This window comes from Tenacibaculum sp. 47A_GOM-205m (assembly GCF_000518405.1).
Classification (GTDB): Bacteria; Bacteroidota; Bacteroidia; order Flavobacteriales; family Flavobacteriaceae; genus Polaribacter; species Polaribacter lutimaris.
Genome location: NZ_JADN01000004.1, coordinates 393,702 through 420,701 on the forward strand (window position 1 = coordinate 393,702; position 27,000 = coordinate 420,701).

The window sequence follows — 27,000 nt, forward strand, 5'->3', positions numbered from 1 at the left end:
CTGAAAAATTCTCTTTTCTTAGTTATTTAAAGCTTCTGCTCCACCAACGATTTCTAAAATTTCGTTTGTAATTGCAGCTTGACGTGCTTTGTTATATGTTAATAACAACTCATCACGCAATTCCGTTGCATTATCAGTTGCTTTATGCATTGCAGTCATACGAGCACCGTGTTCGGCAGCAAATGAATCACGAATTGCTTTGTATAACTGTGTTTTTAATGACTTAGGAATTAACTCTAAAATAATTTCTTCTTTAGAAGGTTCAAAAATGTAATCTAAATTAGCATTAGCCTCACCTTCTACAGGTTGAATTGGTAAGAATTGCTCTACCTCTGCTATTTGAGTAGCAGCATTTTTAAACCTGTTGTAAATGATTTCTATCTTATCGTAAGAACCATCAACAAATAAATTCATTAACTTTTCAGCTACTTCAGCAACATTATCAAAAGTTAAGTCATCAAAAATATCGTTTCTGTTTTCAATAACTGTATAGTCTTTTGATAAAATATCGTTACCTTTTTTACCTATCGTTAATAAATCAACAGTAGTATTGTTATATTTTTCATTGATTGTTTTAACTGTTTCTTTTATAATAGATGAGTTAAAACCACCACATAAACCTCTGTTTGAAGTTATACTAACTAACAATACTTTATTTACTTCTCTTTCTGTTGAATATACTCCACCAGCATCACTATCTAAAGTAGCGCTTAAGCTTTGTAATAATTCGGTAAGCTTAGATGAATACGGGCGCATTGCTGTAATTGCATCTTGAGCTTTTTTCAACTTCGCAGCCGATACCATTTTCATGGCAGAGGTAATCTGCATTGTTGATTTAATCGAAGTAATTCTGTTACGTATTTCTTTTAAGTTTGCCATACTTTGTAGTATTTAGTATTGAGCACTGAGTATTGAGAAGTTTCATCTCAATACTCAATACTAAAGTCTTTATATTAAGCTGAAAATTTAGCTGAAATTTCTTTAGCAGCGTCTCTTAAAGTATCAATTACTTCGTCAGTTAATTTCCCCGCTTTTAAAGTATCTAAAGTATCTCTATGCTTTGCATTTAAGTACTCTAAATAATCTTTTTCGAATTCTTTCACCTTGTTTACAGGTACATCTTTTAATAAGTTCTTAGAACCTGCATAGATAATAGCTACCTGATCTTCTACAGTATAAGGATCGTTTTGAGCTTGCTTTAAGATCTCAACGTTACGCTTACCTTTTTCAATTACGTTTAAGGTAGCAGCATCTAAATCAGAACCAAACTTAGCGAACGCTTCTAATTCACGGTACTGAGCTTGATCTAACTTTAAAGTACCAGATACTTTCTTCATTGATTTGATCTGAGCAGAACCTCCTACACGTGATACAGAAATACCTACGTTAATCGCTGGACGAACCCCTGAGTTGAATAAATCAGACTCTAAGAAAATCTGACCATCAGTAATTGAGATTACGTTTGTTGGAATATAAGCTGAAACGTCTCCTGCTTGTGTTTCAATAATTGGTAAAGCAGTTAATGATCCTCCACCTTTTATTTTTCCTACTAACGAAGCAGGTACATCATTCATTTGTGCAGCAATTGTATCATCGTTAATTACTTTTGCAGCACGCTCTAATAATCTTGAGTGTAAGTAGAATACATCCCCTGGATATGCCTCACGTCCTGGTGGTCTTCTTAATAATAAAGACACCTCACGGTAAGCTACTGCTTGCTTAGATAAATCATCATAAACAATTAAAGCTGGTCTACCAGTATCTCGGAAATATTCTCCAATTGCAGCTCCTGCGAATGGTGCATATACCTGCATTGGTGCAGGGTCAGATGCATTTGCAGCAACAATAGTTGTATAAGCTAACGCTCCTTTTTCTTCTAACATGTTAGCAATAGCTGCTACTGTTGAAGCTTTTTGACCGATAGCTACATAGATACAGTAAACTGGTTGTCCTGCATCATAAAATTCTTTTTGATTTAAGATAGTGTCAATAGCAACTGTTGATTTACCTGTTTGACGGTCTCCAATGATTAACTCACGTTGACCACGTCCTACTGGAATCATTGCATCAATAGATTTGATACCTGTTTGCATTGGCTCAGTTACAGGCTCACGGAAGATAACCCCTGGTGCTTTACGCTCTAAAGGCATTTCAAAAGTTTCACCTTGAATTGGTCCTTTACCATCTATTGGTTGTCCTAAAGTGTTAACAACACGTCCTACGATTCCTTCTCCTGCTTTTAAAGAAGCAATTCTTTCTGTACGTTTTACAGTAGATCCTTCTCTTACTGAAGTAGAAGCTCCTAATAATACAACACCTGCATTATCTTCTTCTAAGTTTAATACGATACCTTCTAATCCGTTATCGAATTCTACTAATTCTCCGTATTGTACGTTAGATAATCCATAAACACGTGCAATACCATCACCTACTTGTAATACTGTCCCTACTTCGTTTAATGAAGCCTTAGACTCAAAATTTGTTAATTGTTCCTTTAAAATTGCTGATACTTCAGCTGGTTTAATTGCTGCCATCTTATTTCTTTTGATGTATAATTAAATTTTTGGAATGTAATGACCGTTGTCAAACTCTCTCCTTAACTCATTAAATTGGCTAGAGATACTTGCATCGTACTGCACATCTCCAACTCGTAAGATAAATCCTCCTAAAATATCAGGATTTACTATATTCTCAATACTTGCATTGTTTCCTGTAAGGGCAACAATTTTAGCTTGTATTTTATCTTCTAACTCTTTTGTTAAAGCTACAGCTGTAGTAACTTTAGCAACTTGCATGTTCTTATGGTGATCATATATAACAGCATATTGCTTAGCAATAGGCTCTAACATCACCATACGCTTATTTTCCTCTAATAAGTTAAATAACCCTTTTACAATGTTATCTACTTTATCACCAAAAAGTGCATTTAAAACTTTGCTTTTATCTGCAGCTTTGATTACAGGACTTTTAAGCATGGCATCTAAATCAGCGCTCTCAACAATAGTACTTGCGATTAACTTCATGTTATCGTTTACTAAAGCTTCATTTCCTGATTCTTTAGCTAAGTTTAATATTGCTTTGGCGTAACGTAATGCTGTTCTTGCTTCTTTCATCTACTGATTAGTTTAAAGTAACCTCTTCTAACATTCCTTCAACAAGCTTTAATTGATCGTCTTGTGAAGCTAATTCTTTTCTTACAACCTTTTGAGCGATTTCAATAGATAAGTTACCTACTGTTTTCTTTAATTCAGCGATAGCTGCTTGTTGCTCTTGCTTTATTGTAGCTTTAGCATTATCAATCATTGTAGTTGTTTGCTCTTCTGCTTCTTGCTTAGCGTCAGCTATAATTTTATCTTTAATCTCACGAGCTTCTTTCATCATTGCGTCTCTCTCTGCTCTTGCTTCTTTTAACAAACGCTCATTATCAGCTTGTAAATTTTGCATTTCCTTACGAGCGTTTTCTGCAGCATCTAAAGCTCCTTGAATTCCTTCTTCACGCTCATTTAACGCATTCAAAATAGGCTTCCATGCAAACTTTGCCATTATAAAGATTAATAAAGCTAAGATTACAAGTTGCATAAGAAACAACCCTATTGAAAAGTCATTAAATATTCCCATTATTATATATTTTTATCGTATTTTTTTGTTTAATTGTGTAAACAATTCCTGCAACCAACCGTTACAGGAATTTGTTTTTTTTGTTTTGTTGCTTATCCTAAAAGTAAAGCACCGAATGCTAAACCTTCTAATAATGCTCCAATAATAATCATTGCAGTTTGGATTTTACCAGCTGCTTCTGGTTGACGAGCAATAGCTTCCATTGCACTACTACCGATTTTTCCTAATCCTAATCCTGCTCCGATTACGATTAATCCTGCTCCAACTAAATTAAGTGTCATAATAATTGATTTATATATAATTAAACAAATTTTTGATTCTAATTCTTAGTGATGATCATGTTCTTCTACAGCCATACCAATGAATAACGATGATAACATGGTAAAGATATAGGCCTGTAAAAAAGCTACTAATAATTCTATAATAGTTAAAAATAAAGTTAGGAAGAAAGAAATTCCTGTAGCACCTGCTGTTCCAAACTTTGCTTTTAATAAAATCATCAACGCTGCGATACCCATTACCACAGAGTGACCTGCGGTGATGTTCGCGAATAAACGCACAAATAAAGAAAATGGTTTAGTTAACATACCTAACACCTCGATAGGCGCTAACACTAACTTCATTAATACCGGCACACCTGGCATCCAGAAGATATGTTTCCAATAATCTTTATTTCCACTGAATTGCACAATAAAGAAAGTAAATAACGCTAAACAAACTGTTACTGCTATCTGACCTGTTACGTTAAACCCTAACGGGGTTAACCCTAATAAGTTTAACACCCAAATAAAGAAGAATACGGTTAATAAGAACCCCATAAACTTACGGTAATGCTTCTCTCCAATATTAGGACGTGCAATCTCGTCTCTTACGTATAAAACTAACGGCTCTAATAAACGCGCTGCTCCTGTTGGAATTGGTCCTTTCTTATAGCCAGAAGCTAAACTTCTAAACCCGAAGAACATTAACAAACCTGCGAACAACATACCAAAAACACTTTTAGTGATAGATAAATCTAACACTTTTTGTGCATTTGTAGCATGATGAGCATCATCAAAAGCTACTTCCGTTGCTCCGTTATCTAACTCGTAAATTTTACTGTGAATTTTAACTAACTTCACATCTCCAGCATCTACTACTAACGTACCATCATCATTGTGATGAAACTTAGACGACATAAAAAACTTAATTCCTTTACTAGTTTTCACCATTACAGGCAACGGAAAACCGATATGTTTACGTTCTCCTGCATCATTTGTATACGAAAACAAGCTAAAATCGTGAGAGTCTGCTAAGTGATGCTTAATATAAGCATCTATTGATTCTTTGGTGTTAATTCTACCATCATCAGAAGTTGTACCGCCTCCACCTGCAAATGCAGTTAACGATGAAAACACAAGTGTCAAAAGTGTTAAAAACTTGATAGTTCTGTTTGCTACCATCATACCTTTACTAAATATAGATTTTGGGTCTGTAAATTTCGCTGCAAAGGTACACATTTAATTAAAACTACAAACCCTTTTTTTTCTTAGTTTTAAAGAAGTCTGTACTATACCTTAAACAGTTCATCTATTTAGCGTTAAGTATTTTTGAAAGCGCTATAGTTTCAATAGCTAAAAATACCATAATAGGAATTAATAAGGTGGCTTTTTCAGGAGTTGTTAACCCTGCCTCTGAGAAAATACTCTTTTGAAACAACAAAATAAAAACACCGAATTTCACCATTAACATTCCTAAATACAGGTACCCTGTCTCATTAGGTAAATACCCCAATACCCACTCTATTAAAGCATAAATTAAAATGGTTGCTATAACATTAAAGCAATATACTTGTAACACCGAAAAAGAAAGTGTTACTTCTGCGTTAGAAAGTAAAAAGCTATTTAAAAAAAAGCCTCCTATCCCTAAAACTAAGATGATAGAAGAAAATATTAGTATTCGTTTACCCATTATTATCGGTTATCTTAATTACTTGGCGTATTACAGAATATATGGCACCAAAAACCGCTGCAAGTGTACAAATTTTTGTATAAAGTTCACTGTCGTTTGGATATTTTTGGTCTAACCATTCACCTAGTAAACTTCCTAGATAAATGGTTAAGCCCATTTGAAGTGCGATTCCTGTGAATCGTATGTATTTATTAAGCGGATTTTTCTTTGAGTCCTTGCTCATTTTTATTTAATTCTTTTACCGCTCCTCTCATGGCACAAGTTGCGTTAAACTCAGCTCCTGGCTCTACAGAAAGCTTACCTATAACCACATCACCATTTATATTTGCTGTTGATTTAACGGTAAGTACATTTGAAACTAATAACTCTCCAGAAAATTTTCCTTCAATATCAGCATCAGTACATTCTACTTTTCCTTTGATAAGACCTGAACCACCAATAATTACTCTACCATTTGTAACTATTGTTCCTTCTAAAGTACCGTCAATTCTAAAATCTCCTTCTGAAATGATTTCTCCAGTAATTTTAGTGTTCTTTCCTATAATATTTCTTTCTGCAACTTTGTTTTCTCCGGCTTTTTTACTCTCTTTACCAAACATATTCGGGGAATTTAAGGGATTTATGTTTTATTTAATTGTTCTATGATTTCTTTTGCTTTTTTACCTTCTTCGGTAGTTGCATAACTAACCGCAACAAATTCTAACGCTTTCTTGTAGGTTTCTTTATCTTGATATTTACCTATAGCTAGGGCTTTTAGGAGTGCGAATTTAGGAATTAAATTTGAATTCTGCAGTGTAGACGAAAAATTATCTATCTCATTAACAGCTTCTTCAAATTTATTCTCTTTATACAAATAGTAAACTTCTTTATACTTGTTTAAAATTTCATCTTCTTTTTTCTCCGCTACTAACTTTACATCTGGATTTTTAATTATTTGAGCAAAAGTTGTTTCAGGATACTTTTGTAAAATGGTGTTTTTATACTCATTAGATTTTACTAAATCTCCTTGTTCTTTATAAATTTGATATAAATGATAGCTTATAGGTAGCTCTAACTTGTCATCGGTACTTACTTCTCTTAAACGCTCTAGATTCTTAATAGCTAGTGTATGGTTTATAAACTGCTCTTTGTAAATCAACCCTAATTGATACAATGCATTGTTACGCTCCAAAACTAAATTTGTAATTGTTTGTTCATCGGTCGGAATAGCATCTATATAAGTAGAAAGTTCATATCTTGTATTTACTTTTGTTTCTTCTGTATTTGCTAATGTGTTGTCAATAGTGTTTATTGATTTATCTGATAACCTCCAATTATCTTCCAATGGACGTGTTCCCCATACTTTCTGAAACTCTCCTCTTCCAAAACTAAGAGCTTGTGTATTGTAGAAGTACCATTTTCCTTTATTTGCTGAACTATTTATTGAAGCTCCACCTCCAAAACTATTTCCAAAATTTTGTGCATTTAACAATTGTTGTTGTTGTTCTTCGTCTTCTTTTTTGATTTTTTCAATATAGCCTTCAAAAAAAGAAGTTCTTTCATCAGAAGTCATGGCTACTAATTGAAGAATACTATCGTTGTTCTTCACTGTTTCTTCGTATTTTCTTAAGGTAGTAAGTCCTTTATTTTTTCTTCGAATTCTTCGAATTCTTTTTTCTTGATCAAATTCTTTAGAAACTACTTGCATTACACTATCGTAATATGAGCCTGCTAGTAGGTAATCTTCTTTTTCAAAAGCCATATCTGCCAAACGTTCGTAGGCATAGGTTTTTTGATAGTTATTATTATGCTTTGCTTTTAGTGATTTTTTATAGTATTCAGCTGCTTTTTCTTGATTATTTCTTCCTTCTTCTAAAACTCCTGCTTGATAATACAGTGCATTTAAAAACTTGCGATTGTCTGTGTTTTTTATAAGTTTTTTCATTCTTGCTAACACCACTATAGATGCTGAATCATTCGGAGTATTTTTAGCGTATTCTATTTCTGCTCTAATACGAAATCTATCTGGAGCTCTTCTACTTTCAGCTAATTTTTTAAATACCATTCGAGCAGAATCTTTTCTATCTAATTCACTATACACTTGCCCTAAAACAAACATATTTCTAGCCGTTTGCTCTTTGTTATAATTTGTAGTAGTTGCTAACTTTAAATAATCTACTACTTTTTGAATTGTATCTGTTTGCTCATATGCCATTGCCATAGCTGTATAGGCTTGCTCTCTAGTAGACTTTCCTATCTTTTCCGTTTCGTCTAAAACATCTAACAACAATCGTAACGTTTGTATTGCTCTTTTTTCATTACCTAAACGAATGTTTGCCTTGGCCCTCCAAATTCTGGTTTCGTAATTTAAATTTGCTTTAGGGTAATTTACTATAACGTAGTTAAACGCCTCTAACGCTGGAATAAATCGTTGTGTGTAGTATCTTGATTTCCCTAACAAAAGGTAAGCATCATCTATTTGACTGTTTTTTTCGTACCCATTAATATTCATAGAATGGGTTTGAATTGCTTTTACAGCCTTTTCTTCTGCTTTTTCAAAAGGAGTAAGGTTTTTATTTTCTTCGTCTTCTTCACCTGCGTTAAATCCTGTACCTGGAGTTAGTACCTTAGCGTCTATTGCACTCTCATCAAATGTGATGGGTTCAATTTGTAAACGTTTCCAAAAGTTATCTTCATGTTTTTCTTGAATTTCTTCAAGACCTTTTAAATACGCCTGTTCGCCATTAAAAAGCACATTGTATTTGGTAGTAACAGCGTGATAGCTTCTATTTAAAAAAGCATCCTTTTTAACACTACACGAATATACGATAGCTACTAAAACACTGAATACTATTATCTTGCCCCCTTTTTTCATAAAATAAAGCTTTTACTGTACAACAACGTTATAATTGTCCTTTTTGTACGTAAAAAGGTAAAAATAATAATTATAAGGTGATTTTAACCCTATTTTAAATAGAAAAATAGCTTTCTAACTCTTGTAATGTTTCTTGTGATGTATGAATGTCTTTTACTAGGTTTCCTTTATCTAAAACCACTATACGCTCGCAAACTTCGGTAACATGGCTTAAATCGTGACTAGAAATTAACACGGTTACCTCATTATTCTCAGTTAATTTTTTAATTAGTTTTTTTAATCTGATTTGCGTGGTTGGATCTAAGTTTGCGAAAGGTTCATCTAAAATTACTACTTGCGGATTTCCCATCATTGCAGCAACAATACCTACTTTTTTCTGGTTTCCTTTGCTTAGACTTCGTAAATACTTTTTCTTTCCTAAGATTTCACCATTAAAAAATTCTTCAAACTCAGTTAAGAAATCTTGAATATCAGCTTTGTTCATTCCGCGTAAATCTCCTACAAAATCAAAATATTCCTCAGGTGTTAAGTAACCTATTAAAAAAGACTCATCAATAAATGATCCTGTAAAAGTTTTCCAATCTTCACTTTTATTCACTACTACTTCATTATTCACAATTTCTCCTGTAGTAGGTCGAATTAAGTCTAACAACAAATTAAATAAAGTAGTTTTTCCTGCTCCGTTATTTCCTACCAATCCGAAAGATTGTCCACTAGGAATTTCTATACTTTCAAGGTTTAAAACTTGTGCTGTTCCGTAGGTTTTTGAAATATTTTGTATTGAAATCATTTTTAATTCTTTTAAGGTTGGTTATGATTTTTGGCTGAATGCGTGTATTGCAGCATATTTGTTTTTAATGTATCTCTTTTCTATCCTATTCATAAAGTAATTTTTGAACACTAAAGCGATTGCTCCTGTTATAGCGATTGCTAAAACACCTGAATTGAACCCTACAAACTTGTTAAAAATCCAAAATAAGAACATTGGAACCCCCATAATAGGAATGATAATTAAAAACTGTGTTGCACTAGTTCCTTGATAGTTTGAAAATCCACTTTTATTTAAGTCGATTCGTTTTTTATTGAATGCTCCAGCAAATAGTAAAAACAAAGAATTGAACCCGATGTTAAAAATAGCTCCAGCAGTAATCATCAAGAAGATATCTAATCCATAAAAATATAAATATGGGATGCTCAAAAGGTATAACCCTGCCGATACTACAACCATTAAGTACCATTTACTTTCTAAAAATTTTCGATAACGAATATTTTGACTCATAAGCATCTTGTAATATTCACTATCCCAAGCAGGAATAAATTGACCATAATTAAGTGTAAATCCTCCAGTAATAAATATTGCTGCGAAGACTAAAAAAGCAGGCATTTTTTCTCGATATGTTTCTTCTCCAAAGAAAATAGTTCCGTAAAAAAGAAATAAAAACGACATAAAAAATACTGTTTTAGTACGTTTGTTTCTCCAAATTTGTCGGATGTCATTTTTTATAAACGGCGCTACATCTCCTAAACTATCAATAAAAGATAAATCAGTAGTAGTTGCTACTTCTTCTTTGCTTTTAATTGCGTCATCCAAATATACTTTACTTCGTAAGAGTTTAAAGTTCAAATAATACAATCCTGTAAGCAAAAGCACTCCTAAAAGAGCAACTTTTGGATTGTTATATACTGATTGAAAAACAGGCGCAAAAAACTCAGTAATATTGAATATTTCGTATTTGTTTACCAAAAACAACAGCGCTAAAACAGCAACCATTATTCCTAATGCATAGTTATTTTTATTGATTAAGAAATTGAGATAGTTTGCACTTAACACTAGTGTAATCATTAAAAACAACCACCCTACAACTCCCACAGCATTATAACCTTGCCCTATTAGTACTATTGAAAAAGGAATATAGAAAAATAACGGCATGAAGTTGAAAAACGAAAATGCTGACTTTCCTAACACAAAATGTACTAACTTTTCCTTTCTTATAGGTAATCCAAGAAATGGTTTAATATTCAACACAGGAAGTTTTTGCATTAAATAGCGGAAAATTAAATCAGCAACTAACAAGAAAATGATAATTCCATTTACAAAAAACAAAGGGTCAGTATTAGGGTATTCTTTTTTAATAAAAAAATAACCTCCTAAACCTATCATTAAAAAAGAAGTCAACATCCATAAGGCAAAAAAGCCCATAATAATTTTTAGTGCAATACTTTTCCCAAAATAAGAGGAGCGAAAAAATTGTTTCCACTCAAGTTTTAAAAAATGTGCAATCATTTGGTTACTAATTTGGTTGATTGTTTTATAAGTCTATTGTCACTTAATTTTGTTACATAAAAAAAGCATCAATTTAAAATTGATGCTTTTTTAGTCTTTGTTAGTTGGGGTTATTTTATTGTTAGCGACTTTCCGATTGCTTCTAGTTCAAAAATAAAATCTCTTTTATTTACAGAGGGTGCATAAGTAAACCCTTCAAATACAATTACTCGGTTGTGTTCTTTATCAACTATCGTGTAGTTAATAAATGGTCCTGCCATAAAATCATTTTTCACTTCCCATTTACCTCTTGTTTCATATGCTTTTTTTCCATCTATTTCTGCATCATACGTAAACGGTGTATATGCTTGTTCTGTAATCATGTACATTCCTTCTTTGCTTCCAGGAATGTATTTTTCACCAATAACATCTCTCATCTTAGTGATATTATCAGCTACTTTAGCTTCGTCTTTCAACGGATAACTATATACTAATATATTATTTGATCCATCTCCTCTAGCAATTCCACTTTTTAAGTGTTGACGTAACCATAAAAAATCACCTGTATCTTCGACTAAATTGTACCTTTTAGGAATAGTAATTGTAACCCCTAAATTTTTAATTGTTTTAAATTTACTCTCATCTACTTTTTCTTTATTAAAAATTCTTTGAGTAAACTTAATATCCTCATCTTTAAATAACTGCGTAATTTCTTTTCCTCTATTACGAATTAAATTTACGATACCATCTTTATCTTTTGCTGTTGCGTAAATTAATATTTGAGGTTGGGCATATTTATTTTTTTCAACTGCTATTTTTTCTTTTTCTCCTTCTCTAACTATTAAAACAGCCTTTGCATTTCTTATAAAACCTTTATAACCTGTAGGGTCTATTTGGCTAACTGACAGTAGTGTTTCTGGTTGTGGTAAACCTACCTGATGCTCTCCAAAAACAGTACGAATTTCATCTCCAATTCTTCCTTCCCAATCAACCCCTTTTATAACTACCAAAATCTTATTGGTGTTACCTGTAGATGTTGGCAAAACATAATTATCCTTCCCTCCTTCTGTTTTACATGATATTGTAATAAAAATCAATGCAAAAAAGGTTAATAGTTTATTCATAGTTGATGTGATTTAAAATAGTTTGGTTTTAACTTTTAAAAATTTTAAGCTTCATTCCTGGCTTTAAACTTTTAGCACTCCAAATATTGTTCCATTTTTTAATTTCTTCGATAGAAACTGCAGGATATTTTTTTGAAATGGTCCATAAGGAATCTCCATCTTTAACAACATAAACTTCGTGTTTACCTTTTGGAGTCTCTACCTTCTTCTTTGATACTTCTTTCGGTATTGCCATTCTCTTTGGATAAATACTTAATCGTTGACCAATTTTTAAATGATGTGTACGTAAACCATTCCACCTTTTAATATCGCTAACTCTTACGCCAAACTTATTTGCTATTTTCCCTAAATAATCTCCACTTCTAACTTTATAACGAATGCGTTTGTCCATTTCAAAGTACTTAGGTAGTGGTTTTTCTCTTTTAGCATCATCTTCGTTAGCTAATGCATAGATTTCTTCTTCCTTTTCTAAGAACTCAATCATGTCTCTTCGAGGTAATCGAACAGCATAGTTTTTTTCTTTTACATATGGAATGATATCTATCTTATAAGACGGGTTTAAAAATGATAATAAATCAGAGTTAATACCTGTTTTTTCAGAAATTTGATCAAAACTAATGGTTCTTTTTACACGAATTGTATCTGTTTCAAAATGGTAAATTTTTGGAGATTCAGGATAAATATGATGTTTATCTGCATACTCAAAAATATACATTGTTGCATAAAATGCAGGAACATATCCTGCTGTTTCTGTAGGTAAAAATGGACGAATATTCCAATAATTTTTATAACCTCCAGAACGTTTTATTGCTTTTGATACATTTCCTGGTCCTGAGTTATATGCTGCTAAGGCTAAATCCCAATCACCAAAAATTTTATATAGTTGACTTAAGTATTGACATGCTGCAATGGTAGATTTTACAGGGTCTTGACGTTCATCTACATACGAATTGACCTTTAAATCAAACTGAATTCCTGTTCCGTACATAAATTGCCATAAACCAGTAGCTCCTACCCAAGAACGAGCATCTGGGCGAAGTGCAGATTCTACAATTGCCAAATACTTCATTTCTAAAGGAATGTCGTACTGATCTAAGTATTGTTCAAACATTGGAAAGTAATATTTAGCACGTGCCATTAAAGCTGGATAATATTTCTTTCTATGCTTTAAGTAACTATTAATTACCTTTTCTAACGCAGGATTATATTCTAAATGAAAAGGAGTTTTTACATTTAAATCGTGTAATCTTTTCTTTAATAATTCCGTTGTTAGTACTGTTGTTGTATTAGCTAGAATATCTTTATCATTAAGAACATATTGGATACTATCAAACAATGAAGAATTAAATTTTTCTTCTATCAATAAGCTATCAATCATTTTTAAATCTTCCGTAGAGAATAATTCTTGATAATTTACAGAGTCTTTTACAATGAGTTTAACATCAATACTATCTTTAACGACCAAAAGACTATCGTTTGGTTGTTGAGCTATGATAGTTGTTGTAAAAAGGAGTAGTGTTAGTAATTTTTTCATTTTAGTTTTTTATAAATCTAATTCAACAGCAATGGGACAGTGGTCTGAATGCTTAGCTTCAGGTAAAATATACGCTCTTGAAATTTTGTCTTTTAATGGTTCAGTTACCATGTTGTAATCAATACGCCAACCTTTGTTATTTGCTCTGGCATTTGCTCGATAACTCCACCATGAATACTCTTGTTTTTCCGGATGTATATGACGGAAACTATCAATAAAACCACTGTTTATAAACTTTCCTAACCACTCACGTTCTTCAGGCAAGAATCCTGAAACTCCTTTCATTTTTGGGTTATGAATATCTATTTCTTCATGACAAATGTTATAATCTCCACAAATAACTAAATTCGGAATTTCTTTTCTCAATTCAGTAGCATACTCAAGAATTTCATCCATATAATTGAACTTATAATCTAAGCGATCACTGTTAGTTCCTGAAGGTAAATACATACTCATTACAGACACCCCGTCAAAATCTACACGAAGATTTCTTCCCTCAAAATCCATTGACTCGATTCCTGTTCCGTACTCTACATGATTTGGTTCTTCTTTACAAAAAATTGCGACTGATGAGTATCCTTTTTTCTCTGCTGAAAACCAATAGTGAAAAGGGTATCCTGCATTTTCAAATTCAGTTACATCTAATTGTTCTTTGTGTGCTTTGGTTTCTTGAATACATATTACATCAGGATTTGCTGCTTGTAACCAATCGATAAATCCTTTTTTTAATGCCGCACGTATTCCGTTTACGTTGTATGAAATTATTTTCATTAAACTTCTTTTAATTTAACCTCAGGGTAAAAATATTGCTTTTTTATTTTATTTGAAAAGCTTGCCGAAAAGTATAAAACTTCGACAAGCTCTATTTGATATTTTCTTAACTACTAAGAAAAAGTTTAGTCTAGAATGATTGGTTCTTTTAAAAGAAACCAAGTGATTTGTGTTTTTTCTCCTGTTTGGGTTTGAATCTTCTTTTTTCTTGGAGAAAGAAGCATCCCTATAGGGATTAGTATTATAAGCCTGATAAGAAAATTATCAACGTGAAAAATCTTATCTAGAATTGCACTTCCTATAAATATAATTGCAAAAACTATGATAAAACTATTTTTTGCTAAGAACTTCATATTAAATATTCATCTCAGGAATTTCTCCTTCCACTATTAAAGTACCTTCAGTAGCCGCTTGAATTTCTTCAACAGATACTCCTGGAGCTCTTTCTAACAAGTAAAATTTATTATCTTTAATTTCTAATACTGCTAAGTTGGTTACAATTTTTGTAACACATCCTACACCTGTTAATGGCAGTGAACATCTTTTTAATAGTTTAGATTCTCCTGCTTTATTGGTATGCATCATCGCTACGATGATATTATCTGCAGAAGCTACTAAATCCATTGCCCCACCCATTCCTTTTACCATTTTTCCTGGTATTTTCCAGTTTGCAATATCACCATTTTCAGCAACTTCCATTGCTCCTAAAATAGTTAAGTGAACATGCTTTCCTCGAATCATTGAAAAACTCATTGCCGAGTCAAAAAAGCTCGCTCCTGGCATGGTGGTAATGGTTTGTTTTCCTGCATTAATTATATCAGCATCTTCTTCTCCTTCAAAAGGAAAAGGCCCCATACCTAAAACACCATTTTCTGATTGAAATTCTACCTCAATATCATCACGAACAAAGTTGGCTACTAGTGTTGGAATTCCGATACCAAGATTTACATAATATCCGTTTTTTACTTCTTTTGCGATTCTTTTCGCGATTCCGTTTTTATCTAACATAACTAGCTTCTTTGTCTTACAGTTCGTTGTTCAATTCTCTTCTCATACTTTTCTCCTTGGAAAATGCGTTGTACAAAAATTCCTGGAATATGAATTTGATTTGGATCTAGTTCTCCTACTGGGACTAACTCCTCAACTTCAGCAACAGTAATTGTGGCTGCCCCGCACATATTTGGATTAAAGTTTCTTGAGGTTCCTTTAAAAATTAAGTTTCCAGCAGCATCTCCTTTCCATGCTTTTACAAAAGCAAAATCTGCTTTAAACGCTGGTTCTAACACATACATTTTTCCATCAAACTCACGAGTTTCTTTTCCTTCTGCTACTTCTGTACCATAACCTGCTGGGGTATAGAATGCTGGAAAACCTGCTTGCGCTGCTCTACATTTTTCAGCCAAAGTTCCTTGTGGAGTTAATTCAACTTCTAACTCTCCTGATAACATCTGGCGCTCAAATTCATCATTTTCTCCTACATAAGAAGAAATCATTTTTTTTATTTGACGATTTTGTAATAATAATCCTAAGCCAAAATCATCAACTCCTGCGTTATTAGAAATACAAGTAACGTCTTTTACTCCTATTTTAACTAACTCTGCAATAGCATTTTCAGGAATACCGCATAAACCAAATCCTCCTAACATAAAAGTCATTCCGTCTTTTACACCTTCTAATGCTTCTTGTACGTTATTTACTTTTTTATTTATCATTATTATAGTTGTTGTTTTAAAGCTTCGTTACTAAAAATCCGTATCGTCAAGTTTCTCTTCTTCTCCTTCTTTCGAAGAATCTACTTTTGAACAATCCAAATTAATACTTATATCTTTTGGTTTTTCAAAACTTCCATTGCTTACATCTAAGGTCTTGTCCTCATAACACTTTCTCATAAAAATTCCCCAAGTAGGAAGTGCCATTGTTGCTCCTTGACCATATCTTAATCCTGCAAAGTGTGTTGCTCTGTCTTCTCCTCCAGCCCAAACACCTGTTGCTAGATTTGGGACTATTCCCATAAACCAACCATCAGATTGATTTTGAGTAGTACCAGTTTTACCTGCTATAGGATTGGTAAATCCATAAGGAAAACCAGTAGCAGCATCTCCTGCATTCGTATAATTAGATCGTAACCTTGCACCCGAACCTGCCCTTGTTACTCCTTGCATTAAATCTAGTATTACATAAGCTGATTCTTCACTTAGTACCTCTTTGGTTTCAGGGACAAACTCTTGTAAAACAGTTCCGTTTTTGTCTTCTATTCGAGTAACCATTAGTGGACTTACACGTAATCCTTTATTTGCAAAAGTTGAATACGCACTTACCATTTCCATTAATGATAATTCAATAGCACCTAATGCAATAGACGGATTTGCCTCTAATTTAGATTTTATTCCTGCAGACTCTGCTAATCGTACCACATTTATTGGTGAGACTTTATCTATTAACTGTGCAGTAATTACGTTTACAGAACCTGCTAAAGCATCTTTTAAGGTTAACTCTTCTCCATATTTACCTCCCGCATTTTTTGGTGTCCAGTCTTCTGGCATTCCATATTTTTCCTTAGGAATAGTATATGGTGTGTTAGGTAACTTATCACAAGGAGACATTTTTAATTGATTAATTGCTGTAGCATACACAAAAGGTTTAAAGGTAGAACCTACTTGCCTTTTTTGTTGCTCTACTGCATCGTATTTAAAATACTTATGGTTAATACCACCAACCCAAGCTTTAATATGACCTGTTTGTGGTTCAATAGATACTAACCCTGAACGCAAGAAATATTTATAATGTCGAATAGAATCGTAAGGTGTCATCACTGTATCACGTTCACCTTTCCATGTGAAAATTCGCATATCTGTTGCGGTATTAAATACCTTATCTATTTCCTTTTCAGATTTACCTTCGCCCTTCATTCGTTTGTAACGATCTGAGTTTAGTTTAGCTCTTCGTAAAATTCTTTCTATATCTCTCTTATCTATATCATAAAAAGGAGCTGTTTTGTTACGCTTTTGCTCTTTATCAAAATACGTTTGAAGATTAGACATATGTTCTACTACAGCTTCTTCTGCGTATTGTTGCATACGCGAATCAATCGTTGTATAAATTTTTAATCCGTCTTTATAAATATTATACTCTTCACCATTTGCCTTAAGGTGTTCTTTTGCCCAATCTTTTAAATAATTTCGTAAATGCTCTCTAAAATAGGTTGCCAAACCATCACTATGACTTTCAGGAGTGAAATTTATTTTTAAAGGTAACTTTTGTAATGAATCTTTTTGTTGTTCTGTTATAAACCCATTTTTTTCCATTTGAGCAAACACAACATTTCTACGCGTTAATGATTTAGCTTTTGAACGCTCTCTATGTGGATTAAACTGCCTTGGGTTTTTTAACATTGCCACTAAAATAGCAGACTCTTGTAAGTCTAAATCTTTAGGTTCTTTTCCAAAATAAATACGAGCTGCTGAACGGATACCTACTGCATTAAAGATGAAGTCTTGAGTATTAAAATACATTGTTACTATTTCTTCTTTGGTATATTGACGCTCTAATTTAACTGCTACTACCCATTCTTTAAGTTTTTGTGATAGTCTTTTAAAAATATTGCTAGACCCACCTCTATTAAATAAGTTTTTAGCTAACTGTTGTGTTATTGTACTTGCTCCTCCTGATCTTCCTAAATTGGCAACTGCTCTAGCAGTTCCTCTAAAATCGATTCCTGAATGCTCATAAAAACGCTCATCTTCAGTAGCAACTACCGCTTTAATTAAATTTTCTGGTAAATCTTTATATTGAATTGGAGTTCTATTTGCATTTACATAGTATTTCCCTAAAGTTTTTCCATCTGACGAAATTACTTCTGTTGCTAAATCACTTTTAGGGTTTTCTAATTCTTCAAAAGTAGGTAACGCACCAAATACCCCCCATGAGGCCAGCAAAAAAAGAAGACCCAATGTTAGAAAGCCTCCAATAATAATACCCCAAAACCATTTAATATACTTACTAAAATTTGCTGTTTTTTTCTTTGTCATCTATTGTGTTTTTTCAATTCTAAATCCTACATGAGTAATTCCTTCCAGTTCTTCTATGCCTTGAACTTCTCCATTTTTTCGCATAGCTTGACGAACTTTAAAGGTATAATCTCCTGTGCTTGGAAATGTTATGTTTTCTTTATAAAAAAGTTTATTCTCTTTAATATCTGAAAAACCTTGTCCTAAAAATTTTCCTGTAACATCTGCCATATCATACTCTAAAGTATCTACAATAACTTGACCGTCTGGAAAATTCATTTGTGTTATTAAGAAAAGATTACTGTACTCGTAATCTTTATTATTTCTAAGGTTTATAAAAAGATTTTTTTTATTTATTGAGTCATTAACTGGGAAAGTAAATTGTATTGTATTGGTTCTATGCCAAGCACTTTTTGGAAGTGCCACATACTCATCAAAATCACTATTTGAATTACACGATACAATTAGTGTAGCTATAAAAAAAAGTAAACCAATTTTAGTTCTCATTATTGGGGTTGTTTTTAGTATCGCTATTGTTCTTTTTACGTTGATTGTTATTCCTTCTTCTCGGATTTCTAGGTTTTTTTTGTTGTCCTTGAGTTGGCTTTTCTATTGTACCTCCTTCAGGTTTTGGTTTCCTATTTCTAGGATTATTTTTAGGTCTCGGCTTTCTATTGTCAACTCTTTTTTTCTCTGGTTTCGGTTCTCCTTCTACCTTTTTTACCTGCTTAGCTTGAGGTTTCTTTGTCGTTTTAGGATTAGAAGACTGATTCTCTGTCTTTTTGCTTACAGGTTTTTTTGACCTTCTTCTGTTATTTCGACCTTTTTTAGGAGTATCAAAACGTGTTAAACTATCTTGACCTACAACATTTTCAAAATCTATCGGAGTTTCCTCTGCTATCTCTAATTCATATTCTTCTAACGGCAAAGCAAGTTCATTATTTTTATTTAATTCAATAATCTCTTGAACTTGATCTAACGATAGTTTATACCATTTAAAACTTTCTTCTTTATAAGTATACCAAAGTAATTTTTTAAAGATGTCCATTTTTACAAAAACGGCATCTCCTTTTTCTGTTTTTAAAACTTTATCTTGCTTTGGAAAGCTTTGTAATGCATCTAAATACGTGTCTAATTCGTAGTTTAAACAGCATTTTAACTTACCACATTGTCCTGCTAATTTTAACGGATTTAGCGACAATTGCTGATACCTAGCAGCAGCAGTATTTACTTTTCTAAAATCGGTTAACCAAGTAGAACAACATAGCTCTCTACCACAAGACCCTACACCCCCTAAACGAGCTGCTTCTTGACGCATACCTACCTGACGCATTTCTACACGAATAGAAAAAGCGCTTGCTAAATCACGAATTAACTGACGAAAATCTACACGATCATCGGCTGTATAATAAAAAGTAGCTTTGGTTGCGTCTCCTTGATATTCAACATCTGAAAGTTTCATTTTCAATCCTAAACGACTGATAATTTCTCTTCCTTTTCGTTGTGTTTCTGGCTCTCTATCTCTAGCTTCTTGCCAAACATCAATGTCTTTTTGTGAAGCTTTTCTGTAAATTTTCTTTACTTCCTCACTATCTACAGTAATTTTCTTCTTTTTCATTTGAACTCTCACAAGTTCTCCTGCTAAAGAAACTACTCCTACATCGTGACCCGATGAACCTTCTACCGCAACCACATCTCCCATAGAAATGGTCAGGTTTTCAGGATTTTTATAAAAGTGTTTTCGACCGTTTTTAAAACGGACTTCAAAAATATTAAATGGTGCTTCACCCGTAGGTAAAGTCATATTCGATAACCAATCAAAAACAGCAAGCTTATTTCCGCTTCCACAAGTACCTGTTGCACAATTTCCATTGCTCTTACATCCTTTAGGTACACCGTCTTTGTTAGTTGAGCAACTGCTACAACTCATACAATAGTATATTTTTAAAAGCTTTTTAAACCTGTAGTTTATACAGTATCAAAAAGCATTTTTTATTATTGACTTTCAACTAGATAAAATCTTTTTTATCACATCTTTCCTTAATCTGTAAAGATACATATTCTGATGAAAAGTGAAAATCGATTTTTTGTTAAAAGAAAACCGCTACTTTTATCGTAAAAGCAGCGGTTTTTTATTATTAATTCTAGTATTTTTTCTAGTTATTCTTTTTTGCCCAAGTATCACGTAAACCTACTGTTTTGTTGAATACTAAAGCTTCTGAAGTTGAATCATCATCTACATTAAAATATCCTAAACGTTGAAATTGGAAACGGTCTCCAATCTTTGCCGTTTGCAAACTAGGCTCAACGTAAGCAGTAATTTTTTCCAACGAATTCGGGTTTAAAAACTCCATAAAATCTTTGTCTTTATGACTGTCTGGAGCTTCATCTAAAAATAAACGATCGTACGCTCTTACCTCAGCTTTTACTGCGTGCTTTTTCGACACCCAATGAATCGTTCCTTTTACTTTACGCTTACTTTCTTCTGTTCCGCTTCCTGATTTACTTAACGGATCGTACGTACAGTGAATTTCAGTAATATTTCCATTTTCATCTTTTACACAAGACTCTCCTTTTATGATATAAGCATTCTTTAAACGAACTTCTTTACCAATGGTTAAACGGAAATATTTCTTATTTGCTTCTTCTTTAAAATCGTCTCTTTCGATATACAATTCTTTTGAAAAAGGCACTTCTCTTGATTCTGAGTTTTTATCTTCAGGATTATTTTCAGCAATTAAAATTTCCTCTTCTCCTTCAGGATAGTTCGTAATTACCAACTTCACAGGATCTAAAACTGCCATTACTCTGTTTGCTGTTTTGTTTAAATCTTCTCGGATTTTAAATTCTAACAACGCTACATCAATCACATTTTCACGTTTTGAAACTCCTACAGTTTCCACGAAACTACGGATAGAAGCAGGTGTATAACCACGACGACGTAACCCTGAAATAGTTGGCATACGTGGATCATCCCATCCTGAAACGACACCTTCTTCAACCAACTTCATCAGCTTACGCTTACTCATCACTGTATAGCTTAAGTTTAAACGTGAAAACTCACGTTGTTTTGGTGGTAATGGATATTTTGATTGACTATGCTCATATACATTGTCTCTAAACCAATTGTAAAGCTCACGGTGAGGCTTAAATTCTAATGAACATAACGAGTGTGAAATTTGCTCTATATAATCACTTTCACCATGCGTCCAATCGTACATTGGGTAAATTACCCAATCGTTTCCTGTACGGTGGTGTGCCTTTTTTAAGATACGATACATAATAGGGTCACGCATTAACATGTTTGGTGAAGTCATATCAATTTTAGCACGTAAAACATGCGAACCTTCATCAAACTCACCATTTTTCATGCGTGTGAATAAATCTAGGTTTTCTTCTACACTTCTGTCACGATAAGGACCTGCAACTCCTGGTTGCGTTGGTGTTCCTTTTTGTTCAGCCATTGCTTCTGAAGATTGGCTATCTACATACGCTTTTCCGTCTTTAATTAATTGAACTGCCCAATCATAAAGCTGCTGGAAATAATCAGAAGAATAACATTCGTTTTCCCATTGATACCCTAACCAAGCTACATCGCGCTTAATAGCATCTACATACTCTTGCTCTTCTTTTGCTGGGTTGGTATCATCAAAACGAAGGTTTACAGGAGCGTTGTACTTTTCTCCTAAACCAAAACTTATACCAATAGCTTTAGTATGCCCAATGTGTAAATACCCATTTGGTTCTGGTGGAAAACGAAAACGTAAATTTTCTTTTGGCATTCCGTTTGCCAAATCCTCTTCAATAATTTGCTCTAAAAAATTCAATGATTTCTTTTCTTCTGACATTCTGAATTGTTAATTGTCTTTGTTCAATCTTCTGTAATTTCTTCCATCAATCCCTCTTAAAAGAATTTATTGGTGAAATTAAGCCACAAAATTACATAGAATCTGTGAGATATTTACACAAAGAAAACTAAGGATTAAACTTTTACAACAAAAAAACGGAAACCTAAACAAGTTTCCGTTTTTTTATTTTTATATAACTCGGTTTTATTTACCGTAAGAATTGTTTGCCTGATTTACATCTGCCATTAATTTAGACGGATCAATTTCAACTGATTTCACATCTTTTTGGGTTGTAAAAGTATATGTTGGATGTGCAAAAGTCCAATCAGTAATAACTGTAGCGTTGGTTGGTTTTTCTCCACGCATCATACGTAACGGAATATTGAATGATTCTTTTGAACCATCTGTATACGTTACCTCAACGTCAATAGGCATTGGCATTTGACCGATACGCTCTAAGGTAATTTCTTTTCCATTAACAGACTTAATTCCGTAGTCAATTGTATGTGTAGTTTGCGTCCATTCATTTAAATACCAATCTAACTGAAGTCCTGAAACTTTTTCGGCTGTACGCTTAATGTCGTTTGGTGTTGGGTGTTTAAACGCAAAATCTTCAAAATACTTTTTTAAGGTTTTTGCTACATTTTCTTCCCCAATAATATATTCTAATTGTGATAAGAAAATGTTCCCTTTAGAATAACTTGCTACTCCATATGCTGTATTAGTATGATATCTATCAGCATGCGTTGTTAAAGGCTCTTCAATATTATTTCCCACCACATAATTGTATCCTCTGTAAGAACCAGCATGCGGATTTTCTTTTCCTTCTCTTAAGATTTCATTTTCTGCTTTGTTTGAAATATAGGTTGTAAACCCTTCATCCATCCAAGGGTGCTTACTTTCGTTTGTTGCTAATAAGAATTGGAACCAAGTATGTGCTAATTCGTGTGCTGTTACACCAAATAAGCTTCCCCATTTACGTTTCCCAGTAATTAGTGTACACATTGCATACTCCATACCTCCATCTCCTCCTTGGATAACTGAGTATTGCTTGTATGGATACTCGCCTATATGCTTACTGAAATACTCCATTAACTCAGCTGTTTTTGGTTGTAACTTCTTCCAGTTTGCTAAATATTCAGCATCTAATGTTTTTTTGTATAAGAAATGTAAATCGATACCGTTTTTCATTTTATATGTATCGTGAATAAACTCCGGATCTGCCCCCCATGTAAAATCATGTACATCTGGTGCTGTAAATTTCCAAGTTAATTTATCTCCTGAAGGAAGATTTAATGGTTGCTTTTTATCTTCGTAACCATGACCTACTTCTTGTGGATTTTGCACATATCCTGTTCCTCCAACTACATAGTTCTTGTCGATATGTAATGTTACATCAAAATTACCCCAAACTCCGTGAAACTCTCTTCCTAAGTATGGTGGTGTATGCCAACCTTCAAAATCGTATTCTGCCATTTTAGGGTACCACTGTGTCATAGACAAAGCTACTCCCTCTGCACTATTACGCCCTGAACGACGGATTTGTTTTGGTACTTGAGCATCAAAAATCATATCAAACGTTACGCTTTGCCCTGGTTGAATTGGCTCATTTAACGTAACCTCTAAAATAGTTCCAACAGTTTCATGGTTTACCGCTGTTCCATTTTGTTTTAAAGAGTTTACTTTGATATATCCTATTTCTGATGGTGATAATTTACTAATTCTGTCTCCTACTCTTCTATCTGGATCTTGAATGTTTCTCGAGCGAACATCCATTTGAGAGTTAGGCTGAAAAGCATTAAAGTATAAATGATAGAACACTTTATCTAACACATCTGGTGAATTATTTGTGTACACCAGTTTTTGAATTCCTTTGTATTGATAGGTTTTTACATCCATATCAATATCCATTGTATAATCTACATGCTGTTGCCAATAACCATTATTGGTAGTTTGCTTATTCTCATGTGCTTTTACCACATTAGTATCAGTGCCGTTTTTCATTGTAGCACATGAAACCATTGGCAATAATAAAAGGCTAAAAATTATTTTCTTCATATTAAACTGGTTTAATTCCCATTGAGGTTAATGTTCTTTTCAAACTCTTTAATTCTTCTTCACTTTTTAATATTGGAAAACTACGTCTTTTTCCGTTTTGTAACTTTAAAAAAATACGTTCTCTTCCGTAAGCTACTTCTGTTTCTAGTCCTGCTATTTCTTTTAATGAATATTTAGACTTCCACGATCTTTTTACAACGTAATACAATATTACTGCTACTGAAACTAAAGCCAATAAAAACATAAAACTAAACAATAATTCATTATTTTGATAACTCATTAAGTATAGTTGAACTCCCATATTAACACCGTTAACAAACATTAAAATTACAACTAACCAAGAATGCTTAGGTACTTCGTCTTTAATAGTTAGTTCTTCTATTTTTTTATTGAACTCTAATTGCATAGCTTTTTCATTATAACAAAAAAAGAGCATCAAAAAATAATGCTCTTTTTTAGCTAATTTATATTAGTCTTATTTTCTTCCGTTAACCATTCTATCAGCCATTCTAACTGCATTGTAAGCGTTTACAACACGTCCAGAAACTGATAATTCTGAGAAAGGAACTTTTACAGGCTCATTACCATATCTAGCTCCTGTTCCTGGTTTTACAACTTCAAAATCAATCTTAGTTCCTGAATTCATTAAGATGTGCTTTACTTGACTTGCTGTTAATTGAGGATAATAAGAACGTACTAATGCTGCTACCCCTGCTGCTGCTGGAGAAGCCATAGAAGTTCCGTTGAATTTCTTGTACTCATTATCTGGAGTAGTTGAATATACTTGCACTCCTGGAGCAAATACATCTACATTCTTTTTACCATAGTTAGAAAATGTTGCTGGTAAATTCTCATTGTAATTAGCACTCATTGCACCAATTGTTAAGAAGTTATCTGCAACCTCAGTTAATAAATCTGGAGCATCGTTAGGGAATGTTTTTTCAACATCAATGTTTTTACCATCATTTCCTGCTGCGTTTACAATTAATACGTCTTTAGAAGCCGCATACTTAATTGCATCGTAAACCCACTCTTTGTTTGGTGAAAATGCTTTACCAAAACTTGTGTTGATTACTTTTGCTCCATTATCAACTGCATAACGAATACCTAACGCTACGTCTTTATCGTACTCATCTCCGTCAGAAACTGAACGAACTGCCATAATTTTTACGTTATTAGCAACACCATCCATACCTTTACCGTTGCTACGAGTTGCACCAACAATTCCTGATACGTGAGAACCGTGAGCTTCTCCTTTTTCAGAGTGCCCTGTGTTACCGTTTCCATATCCTGGCTTATCGTTAATATCGTACGCATTGTCTCCTACTACTGTACGGTAATCTGTTTTTAAGTTTTCTCCATCAATTGTTTTTTGAGCATTTTTAATACCTTTTTCAAAGTACTCTTTTGCTTCAGTTAACGAATCAAAGTATCCTAACATTCTAGTTGCAAATTCCTTTGCATTACCTATCATTGGATCGTTTGTATTGATAGCCTCAACTTCCTCTTTTGTGTAAGAAGATTTTCCGAAGTATTTTGTTAATGCTTTATCAGACTCAATTGCTCCTGTTTTTAAGTTACCGTAGCGACCAACTGTTTTCTTAGCTTCATCTACTTTTTCAGCTTGAAAAGCTTTTACTTCTGCTAAGGTTTCAGCATCTGCTACTTCTGGGTTCATTAAAATACGCTCGTACTCTAAGTGCTCTTTATATGAATCTCCTAAAAAGTTCCATCCGTTGATATCATCAACATAACCATTTTTATCATTGTCTTTTCCATCTCCTGCAACTTCTTTGGTGTTTACCCAAGCTACATCTACTAAATCTTCGTGTTTTAAATCAGTGCCCGAATCAACTACACCAACAACAACCTCAACATGTTTTTTCCCTTTTAAGAATTCATACGCTTTGTTAACGCTCATTCCAGGAATTGTATCAGTTGCTAAATCTAAGTGTTGCCAGTTTTCTTGTTCATAATCTGTTAACTCAGCTTTTTTTGCTGGAATATTAACTACTGTATTGCTTCCTGCTGGTACAGGGATTTTGCTTACTGTGTTACAACTAGCTAAAGTAGCTACTGCAATTGCCGAGTAAAATACGGGCTTTAAAACTCTCATAATCTCTATCTTAATTAAAAATATCTGTAAATTTAAATGTCTCTTTTAAGCGAACTCCTTTTTCAGTATGTTTTACAGTTATTAGCTCATTATAAGCATCGTGCTCTAAAAACAGGTAAAACTCTTTATCGGCAGCTTCATTTAAGAAAGCTTCTTTTTCTTTTAAGGTAAGTAGCGGTCTTGTATCATAACCCATTACATACGGTAATGGAACGTGTCCTGCTGTTGGTAACAAATCTGCCATAAATACTAAGGTTTTTCCTTGGTATTCTATTTTAGGCAACATCTGTTTTTCTGTGTGCCCGTCTTTAAATAAAACATCAAAACCAACATAATCTTTTGCATTTAGATGCAAAAAGTTTAGCTGTCCACTTTCTTCAATTGGTAAGATGTTTTCCTTTAAGAAGGACGCTTTTTCACGTGCATTAGGGTGTACTGCCCAATCCCAATGACGTTGGTTACTCCAAAAACGTGCGTTTTTAAAGGCAGGTTCGTATCCTGTTCTATCTTTGTTCCATTGTATTGCTCCTCCACAATGATCAAAATGTAAGTGTGTTAAAAATACATCGGTGATGTCATCTCTATGGAAACCATATTTTGCTAAAGAAGTGTCTAATGAAAAGTCTCCATATAAATAATAATAACCAAAAAATTTATCGGACTGTTTATTTCCAATTCCCGTATCGATTAAGGTTAATCGATCTCCATCTTCAATCAACATACAACGCATGCCCATTGAGATCATATTGTTTTCATCGGCTGGATTTGTCTTCTGCCAAATCGATTTTGGAACCACGCCAAACATAGCGCCTCCGTCTAATTTAAAGTTACCTGTTTCTATCGGATAAATTCGCATA

The 27,000-nt window shown here is 33.3% G+C and carries 26 protein-coding genes; all 26 read right to left on the reverse strand.

Going from position 1 to position 27,000, the window contains the following annotated elements:
• Positions 1-18: 18 nt before the first annotated feature.
• The 26 genes from atpG to N534_RS0105610 all read right to left on the reverse strand — a co-directional run bounded on the left by atpG (position 19) and on the right by N534_RS0105610 (position 26,999).
• A complete protein-coding gene (gene atpG, locus N534_RS0105485; RefSeq protein WP_028891522.1) occupies positions 19-879 on the reverse strand; it encodes an ATP synthase F1 subunit gamma in 861 nt (286 codons plus the stop codon).
• Between the two features lie 74 nt (positions 880-953).
• Complete coding sequence (gene atpA, locus N534_RS0105490; protein ID WP_028891523.1) at positions 954-2,534, reverse strand: F0F1 ATP synthase subunit alpha; 1,581 nt, start codon at positions 2,532-2,534, stop codon at positions 954-956.
• Positions 2,535-2,555: 21 nt separating this feature from the next.
• Positions 2,556-3,113 (reverse strand): ATP synthase F1 subunit delta, encoded by a 558-nt coding sequence (atpH, locus tag N534_RS0105495; RefSeq protein ID WP_028891524.1) that lies wholly within the window; start codon positions 3,111-3,113, stop codon positions 2,556-2,558.
• 7 nt (positions 3,114-3,120) lie between these two features.
• A complete protein-coding gene (locus N534_RS0105500; RefSeq protein ID WP_028891525.1) occupies positions 3,121-3,618 on the reverse strand; it encodes a F0F1 ATP synthase subunit B in 498 nt (165 codons plus the stop codon).
• A 92-nt stretch (positions 3,619-3,710) separates the two neighbouring features.
• Positions 3,711-3,899 (reverse strand): ATP synthase F0 subunit C, encoded by a 189-nt coding sequence (gene atpE, locus N534_RS0105505; protein ID WP_028891526.1) that lies wholly within the window; start codon positions 3,897-3,899, stop codon positions 3,711-3,713.
• Positions 3,900-3,944: 45 nt separating this feature from the next.
• On the reverse strand, positions 3,945-5,063 hold the full coding sequence (gene atpB / locus N534_RS0105510; RefSeq protein WP_028891527.1) for a F0F1 ATP synthase subunit A: 1,119 nt from the start codon (positions 5,061-5,063) through the stop codon (positions 3,945-3,947).
• A 124-nt stretch (positions 5,064-5,187) separates the two neighbouring features.
• Positions 5,188-5,568, reverse strand: coding sequence for a DUF6168 family protein (locus N534_RS0105515; protein WP_028891528.1), 381 nt, complete (start codon positions 5,566-5,568; stop codon positions 5,188-5,190).
• Positions 5,561-5,791, reverse strand: coding sequence for an AtpZ/AtpI family protein (locus N534_RS15025; RefSeq protein ID WP_028891529.1), 231 nt, complete (start codon positions 5,789-5,791; stop codon positions 5,561-5,563). The genes N534_RS0105515 and N534_RS15025 overlap by 8 nt, the downstream gene beginning before the upstream one ends.
• Positions 5,760-6,167, reverse strand: coding sequence for a polymer-forming cytoskeletal protein (locus tag N534_RS0105525; protein ID WP_028891530.1), 408 nt, complete (start codon positions 6,165-6,167; stop codon positions 5,760-5,762). Before N534_RS0105525 ends, N534_RS15025 begins: the two co-directional genes overlap by 32 nt.
• A 20-nt stretch (positions 6,168-6,187) precedes the next feature.
• Complete coding sequence (locus tag N534_RS0105530) at positions 6,188-8,422, reverse strand: tetratricopeptide repeat protein (RefSeq protein ID WP_028891531.1); 2,235 nt, start codon at positions 8,420-8,422, stop codon at positions 6,188-6,190.
• Between the two features lie 94 nt (positions 8,423-8,516).
• A complete protein-coding gene (locus N534_RS0105535) occupies positions 8,517-9,212 on the reverse strand; it encodes an ABC transporter ATP-binding protein (protein ID WP_028891532.1) in 696 nt (231 codons plus the stop codon).
• 21 nt (positions 9,213-9,233) lie between these two features.
• Complete coding sequence (locus N534_RS0105540) at positions 9,234-10,706, reverse strand: DUF5687 family protein (RefSeq protein WP_028891533.1); 1,473 nt, start codon at positions 10,704-10,706, stop codon at positions 9,234-9,236.
• Between the two features lie 110 nt (positions 10,707-10,816).
• Positions 10,817-11,809 carry a DUF4837 family protein gene (locus N534_RS0105545; protein ID WP_028891534.1) on the reverse strand — a complete coding sequence of 331 codons (993 nt, stop codon included), beginning with the start codon at positions 11,807-11,809 and terminating at the stop codon, positions 10,817-10,819.
• A 28-nt stretch (positions 11,810-11,837) separates the two neighbouring features.
• Positions 11,838-13,343 (reverse strand): lytic transglycosylase domain-containing protein, encoded by a 1,506-nt coding sequence (locus tag N534_RS0105550; protein WP_028891535.1) that lies wholly within the window; start codon positions 13,341-13,343, stop codon positions 11,838-11,840.
• 9 nt (positions 13,344-13,352) lie between these two features.
• The gene (locus tag N534_RS0105555; protein WP_028891536.1) at positions 13,353-14,114 is read right to left on the reverse strand and encodes an exodeoxyribonuclease III; all 762 of its coding nucleotides are present in this window, start codon (positions 14,112-14,114) and stop codon (positions 13,353-13,355) included.
• Positions 14,115-14,239: 125 nt separating this feature from the next.
• A complete protein-coding gene (locus tag N534_RS0105560) occupies positions 14,240-14,467 on the reverse strand; it encodes a hypothetical protein (protein WP_028891537.1) in 228 nt (75 codons plus the stop codon).
• A gap of 1 nt (position 14,468) precedes the next feature.
• Positions 14,469-15,122 (reverse strand): 3-oxoacid CoA-transferase subunit B, encoded by a 654-nt coding sequence (locus N534_RS0105565; RefSeq protein ID WP_028891538.1) that lies wholly within the window; start codon positions 15,120-15,122, stop codon positions 14,469-14,471.
• Positions 15,123-15,124: 2 nt separating this feature from the next.
• Entirely contained in the window at positions 15,125-15,826 is a 702-nt protein-coding gene (locus tag N534_RS0105570; RefSeq protein ID WP_028891539.1) for a CoA transferase subunit A, read from the reverse strand.
• A gap of 30 nt (positions 15,827-15,856) precedes the next feature.
• Positions 15,857-18,142 (reverse strand): transglycosylase domain-containing protein, encoded by a 2,286-nt coding sequence (locus tag N534_RS0105575; RefSeq protein ID WP_028891540.1) that lies wholly within the window; start codon positions 18,140-18,142, stop codon positions 15,857-15,859.
• A complete protein-coding gene (locus N534_RS0105580; protein ID WP_081728287.1) occupies positions 18,143-18,628 on the reverse strand; it encodes a gliding motility lipoprotein GldH in 486 nt (161 codons plus the stop codon). It abuts the gene before it with no gap.
• Positions 18,618-20,051: a regulatory iron-sulfur-containing complex subunit RicT gene (ricT, locus tag N534_RS0105585; protein ID WP_028891542.1), complete on the reverse strand. Its 1,434-nt coding sequence runs from the start codon at positions 20,049-20,051 to the stop codon at positions 18,618-18,620. Before ricT ends, N534_RS0105580 begins: the two co-directional genes overlap by 11 nt.
• A 226-nt stretch (positions 20,052-20,277) precedes the next feature.
• Positions 20,278-21,969: a glutamine--tRNA ligase/YqeY domain fusion protein gene (locus N534_RS0105590; protein ID WP_028891543.1), complete on the reverse strand. Its 1,692-nt coding sequence runs from the start codon at positions 21,967-21,969 to the stop codon at positions 20,278-20,280.
• A gap of 204 nt (positions 21,970-22,173) precedes the next feature.
• Positions 22,174-24,027 (reverse strand): M1 family metallopeptidase, encoded by a 1,854-nt coding sequence (locus tag N534_RS0105595; RefSeq protein ID WP_028891544.1) that lies wholly within the window; start codon positions 24,025-24,027, stop codon positions 22,174-22,176.
• Position 24,028: 1 nt separating this feature from the next.
• Positions 24,029-24,433, reverse strand: a complete 405-nt coding sequence (locus N534_RS0105600; protein ID WP_028891545.1) for a hypothetical protein — start codon at positions 24,431-24,433, stop codon at positions 24,029-24,031.
• 69 nt (positions 24,434-24,502) lie between these two features.
• The gene (locus N534_RS0105605) at positions 24,503-26,143 is read right to left on the reverse strand and encodes a S8 family serine peptidase (RefSeq protein ID WP_028891546.1); all 1,641 of its coding nucleotides are present in this window, start codon (positions 26,141-26,143) and stop codon (positions 24,503-24,505) included.
• A gap of 10 nt (positions 26,144-26,153) precedes the next feature.
• The gene (locus N534_RS0105610; RefSeq protein WP_028891547.1) at positions 26,154-26,999 is read right to left on the reverse strand and encodes an MBL fold metallo-hydrolase; all 846 of its coding nucleotides are present in this window, start codon (positions 26,997-26,999) and stop codon (positions 26,154-26,156) included.
• Position 27,000 lies beyond the last annotated feature (1 nt).

Coding starts and splice junctions, on each gene's coding strand:
- atpG (WP_028891522.1), bottom strand. CDS start 879: ATGGCAAACTTAAAAGAAATACGTAACAGAATTACTTCGATTAAATCA.
- atpA (WP_028891523.1), bottom strand. CDS start 2,534: ATGGCAGCAATTAAACCAGCTGAAGTATCAGCAATTTTAAAGGAACAA.
- atpH (WP_028891524.1), bottom strand. CDS start 3,113: ATGAAAGAAGCAAGAACAGCATTACGTTACGCCAAAGCAATATTAAAC.
- N534_RS0105500 (WP_028891525.1), bottom strand. CDS start 3,618: ATGGGAATATTTAATGACTTTTCAATAGGGTTGTTTCTTATGCAACTT.
- atpE (WP_028891526.1), bottom strand. CDS start 3,899: ATGACACTTAATTTAGTTGGAGCAGGATTAATCGTAATCGGAGCAGGA.
- atpB (WP_028891527.1), bottom strand. CDS start 5,063: ATGATGGTAGCAAACAGAACTATCAAGTTTTTAACACTTTTGACACTT.
- N534_RS0105515 (WP_028891528.1), bottom strand. CDS start 5,568: ATGGGTAAACGAATACTAATATTTTCTTCTATCATCTTAGTTTTAGGG.
- N534_RS15025 (WP_028891529.1), bottom strand. CDS start 5,791: ATGAGCAAGGACTCAAAGAAAAATCCGCTTAATAAATACATACGATTC.
- N534_RS0105525 (WP_028891530.1), bottom strand. CDS start 6,167: ATGTTTGGTAAAGAGAGTAAAAAAGCCGGAGAAAACAAAGTTGCAGAA.
- N534_RS0105530 (WP_028891531.1), bottom strand. CDS start 8,422: ATGAAAAAAGGGGGCAAGATAATAGTATTCAGTGTTTTAGTAGCTATC.
- N534_RS0105535 (WP_028891532.1), bottom strand. CDS start 9,212: ATGATTTCAATACAAAATATTTCAAAAACCTACGGAACAGCACAAGTT.
- N534_RS0105540 (WP_028891533.1), bottom strand. CDS start 10,706: ATGATTGCACATTTTTTAAAACTTGAGTGGAAACAATTTTTTCGCTCC.
- N534_RS0105545 (WP_028891534.1), bottom strand. CDS start 11,809: ATGAATAAACTATTAACCTTTTTTGCATTGATTTTTATTACAATATCA.
- N534_RS0105550 (WP_028891535.1), bottom strand. CDS start 13,343: ATGAAAAAATTACTAACACTACTCCTTTTTACAACAACTATCATAGCT.
- N534_RS0105555 (WP_028891536.1), bottom strand. CDS start 14,114: ATGAAAATAATTTCATACAACGTAAACGGAATACGTGCGGCATTAAAA.
- N534_RS0105560 (WP_028891537.1), bottom strand. CDS start 14,467: ATGAAGTTCTTAGCAAAAAATAGTTTTATCATAGTTTTTGCAATTATA.
- N534_RS0105565 (WP_028891538.1), bottom strand. CDS start 15,122: ATGTTAGATAAAAACGGAATCGCGAAAAGAATCGCAAAAGAAGTAAAA.
- N534_RS0105570 (WP_028891539.1), bottom strand. CDS start 15,826: ATGATAAATAAAAAAGTAAATAACGTACAAGAAGCATTAGAAGGTGTA.
- N534_RS0105575 (WP_028891540.1), bottom strand. CDS start 18,142: ATGACAAAGAAAAAAACAGCAAATTTTAGTAAGTATATTAAATGGTTT.
- N534_RS0105580 (WP_081728287.1), bottom strand. CDS start 18,628: ATGAGAACTAAAATTGGTTTACTTTTTTTTATAGCTACACTAATTGTA.
- ricT (WP_028891542.1), bottom strand. CDS start 20,051: ATGAGTTGTAGCAGTTGCTCAACTAACAAAGACGGTGTACCTAAAGGA.
- N534_RS0105590 (WP_028891543.1), bottom strand. CDS start 21,969: ATGTCAGAAGAAAAGAAATCATTGAATTTTTTAGAGCAAATTATTGAA.
- N534_RS0105595 (WP_028891544.1), bottom strand. CDS start 24,027: ATGAAGAAAATAATTTTTAGCCTTTTATTATTGCCAATGGTTTCATGT.
- N534_RS0105600 (WP_028891545.1), bottom strand. CDS start 24,433: ATGCAATTAGAGTTCAATAAAAAAATAGAAGAACTAACTATTAAAGAC.
- N534_RS0105605 (WP_028891546.1), bottom strand. CDS start 26,143: ATGAGAGTTTTAAAGCCCGTATTTTACTCGGCAATTGCAGTAGCTACT.
- N534_RS0105610 (WP_028891547.1), bottom strand. CDS start 26,999: ATGCGAATTTATCCGATAGAAACAGGTAACTTTAAATTAGACGGAGGC.